The sequence below is a fragment of the Terrisporobacter muris genome, assembly GCF_024621905.1.
GTDB lineage: Bacteria > Bacillota > Clostridia > Peptostreptococcales > Peptostreptococcaceae > Terrisporobacter > Terrisporobacter muris.
This window is the reverse complement of the sequence record NZ_JANKBY010000087.1, coordinates 1-11,906: the sequence shown is the minus strand read 5'-3', so window position 1 is coordinate 11,906 and position 11,906 is coordinate 1. Positions and strand designations below refer to the sequence as shown.

Below are 11,906 nucleotides of genomic sequence, written 5' to 3'. Positions count from 1 at the left end.
TTTTTATATAGTTGTATTAACCTATTCCTCCAAGTAATATGCCTGCAATAAATACTATTAAAGTTAAAAATACATATATATATTTGGCCATTGGTTCAAACCAAACTCCAAGTAGCTTTTTAGCACCAGTTTCAATTTCTGATTTTGCTTTGTTAATACCAATTACCCAAAAGAACATTATAGCTGCTATGAATGCTCCCAGTGGTATTATATAAATTGATACAAAGTCCATCCATTTTCCTAGTATATCTCCATTTTCCACAAATAAGCCTACTAAAAATGCCAACGAACAAACAAGTATTACAGACACTCTTCTCTTTAATTTCAAGTTACTTTGAACTGCTTCTATTGGTACTTCTAATAAGTTCATCAGAGATGTTATAGATGCAAATAAAACAGATATGAAAAATACTACGGCAAATATCCTTCCAAGAGGCATCAATTTAAATACAGATGGTAACGTTATAAATAGCAATGGTGGTCCTGCAGTAGGGTCCAAATTAAAAGCAAATACTGCTGGAATAATTACAAGACCTGCAGTTAAGGCTGCTAAAGTATCAAACACTACTGTGTTTTTTGCTGCATTTGGTATGTCTATATTCCTCTTTAAATAACTTCCATAAACGATCATACCAGAACCAGCTATGGATAATGAGAAAAATGCTTGACCCAGTGCATAAATCCAAGTCTTCGGTTGAGATAAATACTCCCATTTAGGAACAAATAAATAATTTAATCCATCCTTTGCTCCATCTAACATTAAAACTCTTACTAAAAGTATTAAAAATAATATATAAAATGCTGGCATCATAATTTTATTTACCTTTTCAATTCCATTTGAAACACCAAGTAATAAAATTGATGCTGTAATTAATAAAGCTAAGAAATGCCATATTATACTTCCAAAAGGTCCTGCGATAGACCCAAAGTAAGCTGCTGAATCAACAGCGTTTAAAGCTTCTCCAGAGATACTTCCCAGTAAGAATTTTATAAACCATCCTACCACAACTGCATATCCAACAGCTATTCCAAAAGCTCCAAGTACTGGTATAACGCCAAATATTCCTCCACCTTTTTTACCCTTAGTTTCTAAAGCTTTTTTAAAAGAACCTATTGGCCCCGTTTGAGTCATTCTCCCAAAGGCAAATTCCCCCATAAGTCCTGTACATCCTAACAATACTACAAATAAAATATAAGGTATTAAAAAAGCAGCTCCTCCAAATTGACCTACTCTATATGGAAACATCCATATATTGCCCATTCCCACTGCTGACCCTATACACGCTAAAATAAATCCTGCTTTTGAAGTAAAAAGATCTCTACTTTCTTTTTCAATCTTCATATTGTTATTAGACATGACCATCCCCCCTTTTTATATTTTCTGATATAATTATATGAAATTCTTTTATTTCAAATTATATTATTTAAATAATTCTATCATAAAAATAATTCGTTAACCATAATTTACCTTTTATTATTCATGCTCAGTTGAAGATTTCTTGTTAAAGTACTACCCTTATACTTGGAGGTGGTTAACATGAAAAAAGGCTATTTATATATAGCAATAACAACAATTTTATTTAGTTCTATGGAGATAATGTTAAAATTTATTTCTAATACTTTTAATCCTATACAACTAACTTTTGAAAGATTTTTTATTGGCGGTTTAATTTTATTACCATTCGCAATTAAATCACTTAAATCTAAAGAAGTATCAATTAATAAAGAAGATATAAAACAATTTTTATTTTTAGGTTTTATGTGCGTAGTTGTGAGTATGATTTTTTATCAACTTGCTGTAACTCATACAAAAGCTTCTGTTGTTGCAGTTATTTTCAGTTGTAATCCTGTTTTTGTAATGTTATTTGCTTATGTATTTTTAAAGGAAAAAATTCACTCCCACAATATTGTATCTCTCATTTTAGAAATTGTTGGAATTATAATTATTATTAATCCATTATCAATTAAACTATCACCTATTGGAGTGGCATTGACACTTCTTGCTGCTATTACTTTTGCTTTGTATGGAGTTTTAGGAAAGAAAAGTACAATAAAGTTTGGTGGAGAAGTTGTAACTTGCTTTAGTTTTATTTTTGGAAGCCTAGAAATGCTTATATTAATATTAATAGGACATATTCCTTCTATTTCATCACTTTTAAATTCATTTAATATAAGTGACTTTGCTAATGTCCCATTATTCACTGGGTATAACATGAATAATATTTGGGCAGTTATTTATGTCTATGTTTTTGTAACAGGCCTTGGATATGCTTCTTATTTTAAGGCTATGGAAGAAACTTCAGCTAATACTACATCTTTAGTATTTTTCTTTAAACCTGTTCTTTCACCTATTTTAGCTTTCATTTTTATAAATGAATTTATTCCTATTAATATGATTGCGGGAATTTTATTTATAGTTGTTGGTTCTATTTTTACAATTATTTGTAATATGTCTTTGGAGAAAAAATCAATAAATCGCCAGGAAGAAATAACTTCTAATTAAAAGATATGCTTTGCTCAAAAGTTATTTTTTACAATTCTACACAAGTTTAAGAAAATTATAATGTTTTGGAATGTGAAAAAGTATAAGCTTAATGCTTATACTTTTTTATTATGAGTTAACAACTTCACCTTTTAGTCCTATTTCCTCTGCCACACTTTTCATTCCTTCTATTGTTTGTTCTATAACTTCTTCTAAAGGTTTATCTAGCATTTCACATCCATTTTTTATGACATCTCTATTTACTCCTGCAGCAAAGCCGCTAGATTTAAATTTTTTCTTAACTGATTTTACACCTAAGTCTAATACGCTCTTAGATGGTCTCATAATTGCTGTTGCATTAACAAGGCCTGTTAGTTCATCAATAGTATATAAAACCTTCTCTAGGTTACTCTCTGGCTTCACATCACAAACTAATCCATATCCATGACTAACAACTGAGCGTATTAATTCTTCATCTAAATCTTTTTCTCTCATTATTTCTATTACTTTTTTACAATGCTCATCTGGATATTTTTCATAATCTAAATCATGTAATAGTCCTACAATTCCCCATTTTTCTGGATTTTCATTGTAAAGACTTGCAAAATGCCTCATAACACCTTCTACTGCTAATGCATGATTTATTAAATGTTCATCTTCATTATACTCTCTTAATATATTCCACGCTTCTTCTCTTGTTGGATACATAGATTACCCCTCCTATGATTAATCTTATCTTATATTATTGTATCACCAATTATTGTAAATTAACTTAAGATATTATAAATTATTCCAAATTTCAGAAGATTTTAAACAGTATTTTAACAAAGAAAAAACAACCACTTATTAAGTGATTGTTATTTTTCCTTTTTTATATAATGAATCTATATGTTTTGTATATTTTTCATTTAATATTTTAGTTTTTATATCATCCTTACTATCCTCTAAAGATTTTGTAACTGTGGTCTTATCAGTTACTTTTACAATATGATATCCATAAGATGTTTCAATAAGGTTTGATACTTGATTTGTATCTAGTTTAAATACTTCTTTAGTAAATTCTATGTTTTTCTCATTCTTCGCGAAGTATCCCAGATCTCCACCATCTTTACCTGAATTTTTATCATCAGAGTATTTTTTTGCTAAACTTGCAAAGTCTTCATTATTATTAACTTTATCTAAAATACTTTGCGCTTTTTCTTTTAATTTTTCTTTTTGCTCTTTACTAACTTCTTTATTATCTTCATCTAAGGTAGAAATTAAAATTTGACTTGCTTTTACTTCTTTAACATTAAATTGATCTTTATTGTTATTATAATAAGCTTCCATTTCTTTATCTGTAACTTTAATATCTTTTATAAAGTTTTCTTTATATTTGGCTACAGTTAAATCTTTTTTAACTTGTTCTTTCAAAAAATCCTCTGTAATACCAGCTGATTCTAGTTTTTCTTTATAAGAAGTATTATTTTCTAAAGTTTCTTTTAATTGCTCAACCTTTTCATTTACATCACTATCTTTTACTTTAATATTTTCTTTTTGTGCCTCTTGATAGGCTACTTCATTATCTATAATAAATGATAATATATCATTATTGACTTTATCACTATTTTTTTCATTTTTTTCCACATAACCTGTTGCATACAAAAACTCTTCTGTCTTTTTATATTCTTCTTTGCTTACATCCACATCGTTAATCTTTGCTACAGTTTTATTAGAGCATGCTACCATATTTGTAGAGATTAAAATTGTTAATCCCATAAGAACTATTTTTTTCAATTTCTTACCCCCATTTATTTCTTCTCACTAAATAATTTTCCATTCCAATAATTTCTTTGTTCATCATTTTGTTTTATTGGTAATATTTCAAAACCTTCTTTTTTAAAGTGTTTAATCATTTGATCTAATACTGCCACAGTTTGCTTTCTTTCGTGCATTAATAAAACTGCATCATCAGTGTCATCTGTATGCTTTATAACAGATTGCATTATTTGAGCAGAAGTTGATCTCCAGTCTTCTGTATCAAGTGTCCAGTCCCATAGCTTATATCCTGCATCCATAAGCGCATTATATGAGCTTCTAGGTGTATATGGTTTACTACCAAAAGGAAGTCTAATTACCTTAGTTGTTTCCCCAGTTATTTTCTTAAATGTTTCTTGGTTTGTATCAAATTCTTTTTTTGCTGCTGTTGGTGATGAATATAATTTATGAATATCATGACTTACACTGTGAAATCCTGCTGTATTTCCACTTTTAACTATATTTTTGACTTGCTGTGGATAAGCTTCCATATTTGAATTTATCATAAAAAACGTGGCTTTTACGTTGTTTTCATTTAGTATCTTAATAATTTCATCTGTATATGCTGATGGGCCATCATCAATTGTAAGATATATTACTTTTCCATAACTCTTAGATGGACCCTTTTCGATCTCACTTGAACCATTAAAAGCAATATTTGTTATTGTTTGGCCTTCAAGTGCGGTATTTCTGCTCTTTGCACATGCCAATACTTCTTTGCTATTTAACTTCACAATAGAGACTACTCCTACACATAAGACAATAGCAGCAACACCTGCTATAACTTTTGTTTTATTTTTATTGTGCTTGATATAATTCAAAACTTGTTCTTTTGTTTTCAAAATTTTTTCTTTTGACTTTTCCTTAAACGTTAAATCCTTCTCTTTCATTTTTTAACTCCCCCAAAATTCTTCCATTTTTACAATACAAATTACTACATTTTTTCATAAATTCTAATCCAAATAATACCACAGCATCAATATTATTGTCTTTCAATGAGGCCGTATAAGTCAATAGAAAAATTGAATCAAAATTGTTACATATATTTTGTAATGCCATTTTTTGTATATAATTTTAACGTATATTTTTTCTTATAAAGTGCATCCTATTAGTGAAATTAATAAAAAAGGAGATTTGAAAATGAGTAAAAAATCAAGCGAAAAAAGTAAAATGGTAGACAAAAAGAACAACAAAATGGTTGACAAAAAAGCGAATAAAATGACTGATAAAGTTGAAAGTAAAGCTAACATGAATGATGAATGTAACTCTAACATGGATGATGAATGTAACTGCTAGAAAATAATTTAAAACAAAATATAAGTAACAAAAGTAAGCACACATATACTTTACATAATTGTGTGCTTACTTTTTTGTATTTTAATGCTGTCTACCCTTCAACTCATCTTTTATATCCTCTATAGTTATATTTGAGTTCACCATAAGAACCAGTACATGATAAATCAAGTCACTTATTTCATATATTATTTCATTCTTATTTTCATTTTTTGCTCCAATAATAACTTCTGCGCTTTCTTCACCAACTTTTTTAAGGATTTTGTCTAAACCTTTATCAAATAGATAATTTGTATAAGAACCTTCCTTTGGATTGTTTTTTCTATCTTTTATTAGTTCATATAGTCTATCTATTAATTCACCTTTTAATACTTCTTCATCACAAAGGACCTCATTAAAAAAGCACGAATACTCTCCTGTATGACAAGCTACTCCTTTTTGTTTAACCAGTAAAAGAATTGTATCTTTATCACAGTCAAAATAAAATTCCACCACTTCTTGGGTATTTCCTGAGGTTTCTCCTTTAGTCCAAAGTTTTTCTCTACTTCTGCTAAAATAGCAGGCCCTTTTCTCAATTAAAGTTTTTTTCATAGACTCTTTATTCATATATGCAAGCATTAGTACTTCTTTAGTATCCACATCTTGAACAACTGCTGGAATTAATCCTTTTTCATCAAATTTTAGAGTATCTATAAAATCTAAATCTATTTCTTTTTTCATATTTTCCCCAATTAAATTTTCTCTCATTACTTCATCTCCCAATTTAAAGTCTCACTTCTATTCCTTCTTTTTTCATATATTCTTTTAAGTCTTTAATTTTTATTTCTCCAAAATGGAAAACTGAGGCTGCTAGTATTCCATCACAGTTGGCTTCTTTTGCTGCTTTGCAAAAATCCTCCATTGTCCCTGCTCCTCCCGAAGCTATGACAGGAACACTTACTGCTTGTGTAATTTTTGATAAAAGCTCTATATCATAACCATTTTTCATTCCATCTTCATCTATACTATTTACTACTATTTCTCCTGCTCCAAGTTTTACTCCTTTTTTTGCCCATTCTATGGCGTCCAAATCTGTTTTTTCTCTTCCACCTTTTACATACACATCCCAAGAACCTTTATCATTTTTTTTCACATCCATGGACAAAACAACACATTGGTCACCAAACTTTTGGGCAGCTTCTTTTATAAGATTTGGATTTTTTACAGCAGATGAGTTAATGGAAACCTTGTCTGCTCCTTGTCTTAATATATTTGTGAAATCATCTAAGCATGAAACTCCACCACCTACACTAAATGGTATGGACAAATTTTCTGCCACCTTTGATACAAATTCTAAAGAAGTCTTTCTTTCTTCGTTTGAAGCTGTTATATCATAAAATACCAGTTCATCGGCTCCACTATCACAATAAAATTTTCCTAAAACTTCTGGAGAGTCCACGTCCTCTATATCTTTAAATTTTTTCCCCTTAACTACTCTTCCATTTCTCACATCAAGACAAGGTATAATTCTTTTTGTTAACATAAACTTAATACCTCCTTTAGTTCTATTTTATTTTCGTATAGAGCCTTCCCTATTATTGCTCCATATAAGTTCATAGAATTTAATTTTTTTACATCATCTATGGTAGTTACCCCACCAGATGCTATAATATCTAAGTTTGTTTCTTTTGATAATTTTTCGTAAATATCAAAATTTGGACCAATCATCATACCGTCTTTTGATATATCCGTATAAACTATAGTTTTTACTCCTATTTCTTCTAATTCTTTGCAAAGTTGAAGAGAGTCAACAATGCTCACTTCTTCCCATCCTTCAGTGGCAACTTTTCCATTTTTAGAATCAATAGATACCACGATTTTTTCTTTATATTTTTTAACTAATTCTTTTAACAATTCTTTATTTTTTACTGCCATACTTCCAAAAATCACTCTATTTACTCCCAAATCTAAAAGTTCTTTTACTCTTTTTTCTTCTCTAATTCCTCCACCTATTTGGATGGGAATATTTACAGTTTGAAGTATTTTTTTAATGCTTTCATCATTCACATTACCTTCTCCCCTTGCTCCATTTAAAGAAACAATATGAATAAACTGAGAACCTTTATCTTCCCATTTTTTAGCCATCTCACTTGGGTCATCACCGTAAATATTTACTTTATCAAAATCCCCTTGTAAAAGTCTTACACATTTATTATCTTTTATATCTATAGCTGGAAAGATTATCATTTTTCAATCAACTCCTTATAAGCTTTCAAGATATTTTCTCCCACTTGACCACTTTTTTCTGGATGAAATTGAAGTCCATAAACATTCTCTTTTCTAACTATACCTGGAATTTTCTTCTCATACTCTGCAAAAGCTACAAGCTCTTTATTTGAAGAACTTGCATAATAAGAATGAACAAAGTAAACATAAGAGTCCTCTTTTATGAATTTTAGTATTTCATCATTATTTTTTTCAAACTTTAAATTATTCCATCCCATATGAGGAACTTTTAAGTCTATATCTAAAAAATCCACATTTCCTTCAATTAAACCCAAACCATCATATTCACCATATTCAAAACTTTTTTCATAAAGCAGTTGCATTCCTAAACATATACCTATCATATATTTTCCACTTTTTACAAAGTCTTTAATTGGCTGAACTAATTCTAAATCATTTAAAGCATTTATGGCATCTCTAAAAGCCCCAACACCTGGAAGAATAAGAGAATCTGCATTTTTTATTTCTTTCAAATCCCTAGATATTTTTGTTTCTATTCCTGCCCTAGCAAAACCCCTGCTAACTGAGCCTAAATTGCCAAGTCCATAGTCAACTATAATATTCATTATAAAACCCCCTTAGAAGAAGAAACATCTTTTGATATAACTTCTGAACCTTCTTTTAACGCTCTTGCAAATGACTTAAACACAGCTTCAATTTTGTGGTGGTCATTTTCTCCATAAAGTAAATTTATGTGAAGAGTAATTCTACTTTCATTTACAAAGGCTCTAAAAAATTCTTTAAACATCACCGTAGACATACTTCCTATTTTTTCAGTTTCAAAATCCACATTAAAAACTAAATAAGGTCTATTACTTATATCCAAACTTGTATAAGCTAAGGCTTCATCCATAGGTATATAAACAGTTGAATATCTTCTAATTCCCACTCTATCTCCTATGGCATCTTTAAATGCCTGACCCATGCTAATTCCCAAATCTTCAATAGTATGATGATCATCTACATAAAGGTCTCCATCACACTTTACATTTAAATCAAATTTTCCATGAAAAGCCATAAGAGTTAACATATGATCTAAAAAGCCTATACCCGTATATATATCAGCTTTTCCAATACCATCAAGGTTGATTTTTACCTTAATTTTTGTTTCTAAAGTATTTCTTTCCACAAGACCCTTTCTCATATTGCCTCCTAAACAAGCTTTTTCATAGCTTCAACAAATGCATTATTTTCCTTATTTGTACCAATTGTAACTCTGTAGTGATTATCTAATTTCCCTCCAAATTTTCTAATTAGCACATCTTCTTTTACTAATTTATCTTCTAAATCTTTGTCATCGCAGTAGAAAAAAACAAAGTTTGCTCCTGATGGGAATGCTTTTATACCCATATCTAAAAGAGATTTGTATACTTTTTCCCTTTCTTTCTTAACCTGATTTACATAAACTAGCATTTTATCTTTTTGCTGTAATGCTTTAGTTGCTAAGAAAGCTGATATGGAATTTAAGTTATAAGGTGGTCTTACTTTTTCTACTGTTTTTACCAGTTCTTCATTTGCAAGTAAATAACCTGTTCTAATTCCCGCCATGGAAAATGCCTTAGATAAAGTTTTTACTACTATAAGATTTTTGTAGTTTTCTATTTCACCTACTATACTTTCTTCACAAAATTCCATATAAGCTTCATCTACTATAACTATTTCATCTGTCGATTTAACTATTTCCAAAACTTTCTCTCTTTTGATAACTGTTCCTGTTGGATTATTAGGATTACAAACTATTGTAAGTTTTGGATTATTTTCTTTTATTGATTTTATAACATCATCCACATCTACAATAAAATCATTACCTTCTCCAGCACCTATATATCTACTGTTAACTATTTTTGCATATATGGAATACATAGAAAATGTTGGGTCTAAACTTAATATTAATTCATTAGTATCTACAAATGTTTTTACACATAAGTCTAATAACTCACTTGAACCATTTCCCACAGAAATATTTTTGGTTTTGCAACCAATATAATCAGCTATAGCTTTTTTAAGATCTGTATAATTATCATCTGGATATACATTTAAATAAAAGTTATCTCCCAATTCTTTTACTAAATCTTTAAATAAATTCTTGTCCCCCTCATTAGCGTCTAATTTTACTGAGCATACTGTTGGATTAACCACATAAGGTTGTAATTCTTTTACACTTTGTTTTTCTTTCATATTCTTCCACCCCTTTAATAATTTTCAATATTTAATGTTGATTCAAATTTTGCTATGATATTTTCTATTTTTACTTTTTTAAATTTATAACTTACTCTATTGGCTATAATCCTAGAACTTATATTACACATATCTTCCACAATTTCTAGACCATTTGCTTTTAATGTGTTTCCTGTTTCTACTAAATCCACAATAACATCTGACAGTCCTACTATGGGAGCCAGCTCCACAGAACCATTAAGTTTTATTATTTCTATTTTTTGTCCCCTAGATTTAAAATAGCTTTTTGCTATTGTTGGATATTTTGTCGCAACTTTTAAAGTTTCTTCTTTTGAATAATTATTTTTTCCTTTTACTCCTGCCACAGAAAACTTACATTTACCAAACCCCAAATCTAGTAATTCGTATACTTCATTATCGTTTTCATTTTCCAAAATAGTATCCTTTCCCACTATACCTAAATCCGCCACTCCCTTTTCCACGTAGGTTACCACATCTGATGGCTTTACATGAATATAAGTAATATTATTTTCTTCATCCGTAAAAATTAATTTTCTACTATCTGTTTCTATGCAGTCTTCCATATTTAGAATTTTCAGTCTTCTGTAAACGTCTTTTTCTATTCTTCCCTTAGCTATGGCTATTACAATATTATCCACCTTTATCAACCCCTATCTTTTCGATGCTTCCATGAGCCCATCCACATCTATACAAAATCCAATGGCAGGAACTCTTCTTCCAAACTCTTCTGTAAGAGAGTCATATCTTCCCCCACTTAAAATTTCTTTGTACACATTTGCATAATAGCCTTTGATCATTATGCCTTCATAATAATCAAACTTTCCAACCATGGATAAATCACAATTAGTGTATTTTTTACATTCACTCTCCTTAAGTAGTTCACTTATTTCCTCCAGTTGTTCTATACCCTTTTTCATTAAATCATTGGTATAAAGTTTTTTAGCCTTTGATATTACTTCTTCTATACATCCATTTAGTTCAAATATGTTGTATAGGGTTTCTTTTATTTCTTCTTTTAACTTAATTTTTTCCATATAATCTTTTATTTCTATTTTGTTTTTTCTAAGTATCAAGGACTTAAATTTATTTTCTTGATGCTCCTTAAGATTTAATTCACTAAGTAATCCATTAATATAGTTGCTATTTCCAATTTCTAAAATAAATTTTTCACCAAACTTTTTCAAAATATCTAAAGACATATTTACTATTTCCCTATCAGCTTCCATTGATATTTCACCTAGATACTCACATCCAAATTGTCTAATTTCCTTAATACCTTCTTTACCTTCGTTTTTATAAACTGTTGAGTGATAAAATAACTTAAGCACCAGATTATCTTCCCATCTTGGTATTAAGCTTTTTATGATACTTGTTGTAATATCTGGTCTTAATACTAAAATCTTGTCGCTTACTATTTTTACCATGGATTTTGTTGGCGTTCTTTTATTTATAGCTATAAAGTTCTCATAATCCTCAAATATACTTGGTTTTATCTGTATATAATTATTTTTTATAAATATGGATTCTATTTCCTTTGTGAATTCATATCTTTTCTTTGAGTAATTTAATTCATTTTCAATACTTAAATACTTCATATTTCCACCTTATAATCCTTTCTTCTTTTTTTACAACTAAAAAAACCATACAGGCTAGACCTATATGGTTTGATAATTTCATATACCATCATAGATACAAGCCCTTTTGTGTACTTAAAATAGGGCTTGTATCTTATGAAAAAATTCATAATTACAATCCCTTGGACCTATGATGATAATATAATGTTGTAGTTAAATTGTTATTAAGTTTTTCATTTATAATATACATCATACTTACCCTCCAAAGAATTTATTTTTAATTTATTAACAATAAT

Annotated in this window: 14 protein-coding genes; 2 read left to right on the top strand and 12 right to left on the bottom strand. The window is 29.1% G+C overall.

The annotated features are described in order from the left end of the window. Positions 1–16: 16 nt before the first annotated feature. Entirely contained in the window at positions 17–1,357 is a 1,341-nt protein-coding gene (locus tag NSA58_RS08825; protein WP_074429513.1) for a sodium-dependent transporter, read from the bottom strand. A gap of 180 nt (positions 1,358–1,537) precedes the next feature. On the opposite strand from NSA58_RS08825, the gene NSA58_RS08820 reads away from it, so the two are divergent. Beyond that, on the top strand, positions 1,538–2,503 hold the full coding sequence (locus tag NSA58_RS08820) for a DMT family transporter (RefSeq protein ID WP_039680729.1): 966 nt from the start codon (positions 1,538–1,540) through the stop codon (positions 2,501–2,503). 108 nt (positions 2,504–2,611) lie between these two features. On the opposite strand, the gene NSA58_RS08815 is transcribed toward NSA58_RS08820, so the two are convergent. From NSA58_RS08815 to NSA58_RS08805, 3 genes are all read right to left on the bottom strand, one after another. Then, the gene (locus NSA58_RS08815; RefSeq protein ID WP_257560395.1) at positions 2,612–3,190 is read right to left on the bottom strand and encodes an HDIG domain-containing metalloprotein; all 579 of its coding nucleotides are present in this window, start codon (positions 3,188–3,190) and stop codon (positions 2,612–2,614) included. Positions 3,191–3,328: 138 nt separating this feature from the next. Further along, positions 3,329–4,258: a peptidylprolyl isomerase gene (locus NSA58_RS08810; protein WP_074429514.1), complete on the bottom strand. Its 930-nt coding sequence runs from the start codon at positions 4,256–4,258 to the stop codon at positions 3,329–3,331. A 14-nt stretch (positions 4,259–4,272) separates the two neighbouring features. Then, positions 4,273–5,169: a polysaccharide deacetylase family protein gene (locus NSA58_RS08805; protein ID WP_079764755.1), complete on the bottom strand. Its 897-nt coding sequence runs from the start codon at positions 5,167–5,169 to the stop codon at positions 4,273–4,275. Positions 5,170–5,419: 250 nt separating this feature from the next. Here NSA58_RS08805 and NSA58_RS08800 point away from each other — a divergent pair, with 250 nt between their 5' ends. Continuing rightward, positions 5,420–5,575, top strand: a complete 156-nt coding sequence (locus NSA58_RS08800) for a hypothetical protein (protein WP_161791932.1) — start codon at positions 5,420–5,422, stop codon at positions 5,573–5,575. Positions 5,576–5,656: 81 nt separating this feature from the next. On the opposite strand, the gene hisIE is transcribed toward NSA58_RS08800, so the two are convergent. From hisIE to NSA58_RS08760, 8 genes are read right to left on the bottom strand one after another with little or no spacing between them, the layout of a single operon-like run. Beyond that, on the bottom strand, positions 5,657–6,319 hold the full coding sequence (gene hisIE, locus NSA58_RS08795; RefSeq protein ID WP_079764756.1) for a bifunctional phosphoribosyl-AMP cyclohydrolase/phosphoribosyl-ATP diphosphatase HisIE: 663 nt from the start codon (positions 6,317–6,319) through the stop codon (positions 5,657–5,659). A 16-nt stretch (positions 6,320–6,335) separates the two neighbouring features. Beyond that, complete coding sequence (hisF, locus tag NSA58_RS08790) at positions 6,336–7,094, bottom strand: imidazole glycerol phosphate synthase subunit HisF (protein WP_039680732.1); 759 nt, start codon at positions 7,092–7,094, stop codon at positions 6,336–6,338. Beyond that, a complete protein-coding gene (hisA, locus tag NSA58_RS08785) occupies positions 7,088–7,798 on the bottom strand; it encodes a 1-(5-phosphoribosyl)-5-[(5-phosphoribosylamino)methylideneamino]imidazole-4-carboxamide isomerase (RefSeq protein WP_039680733.1) in 711 nt (236 codons plus the stop codon). The genes hisF and hisA overlap by 7 nt, the downstream gene beginning before the upstream one ends. Then, the gene (hisH, locus tag NSA58_RS08780) at positions 7,795–8,403 is read right to left on the bottom strand and encodes an imidazole glycerol phosphate synthase subunit HisH (RefSeq protein WP_039680734.1); all 609 of its coding nucleotides are present in this window, start codon (positions 8,401–8,403) and stop codon (positions 7,795–7,797) included. The genes hisA and hisH overlap by 4 nt, the downstream gene beginning before the upstream one ends. Beyond that, complete coding sequence (gene hisB, locus NSA58_RS08775) at positions 8,403–8,981, bottom strand: imidazoleglycerol-phosphate dehydratase HisB (RefSeq protein ID WP_257560394.1); 579 nt, start codon at positions 8,979–8,981, stop codon at positions 8,403–8,405. Before hisB ends, hisH begins: the two co-directional genes overlap by 1 nt. Positions 8,982–8,989: 8 nt before the next feature. Beyond that, entirely contained in the window at positions 8,990–10,015 is a 1,026-nt protein-coding gene (gene hisC / locus NSA58_RS08770; protein ID WP_039680736.1) for a histidinol-phosphate transaminase, read from the bottom strand. 14 nt (positions 10,016–10,029) lie between these two features. Next, entirely contained in the window at positions 10,030–10,674 is a 645-nt protein-coding gene (gene hisG / locus NSA58_RS08765; RefSeq protein ID WP_039680737.1) for an ATP phosphoribosyltransferase, read from the bottom strand. Between the two features lie 12 nt (positions 10,675–10,686). Beyond that, positions 10,687–11,631, bottom strand: coding sequence for an ATP phosphoribosyltransferase regulatory subunit (locus tag NSA58_RS08760; protein ID WP_039680738.1), 945 nt, complete (start codon positions 11,629–11,631; stop codon positions 10,687–10,689). Between the last annotated feature and the right edge of the window lie 275 nt (positions 11,632–11,906).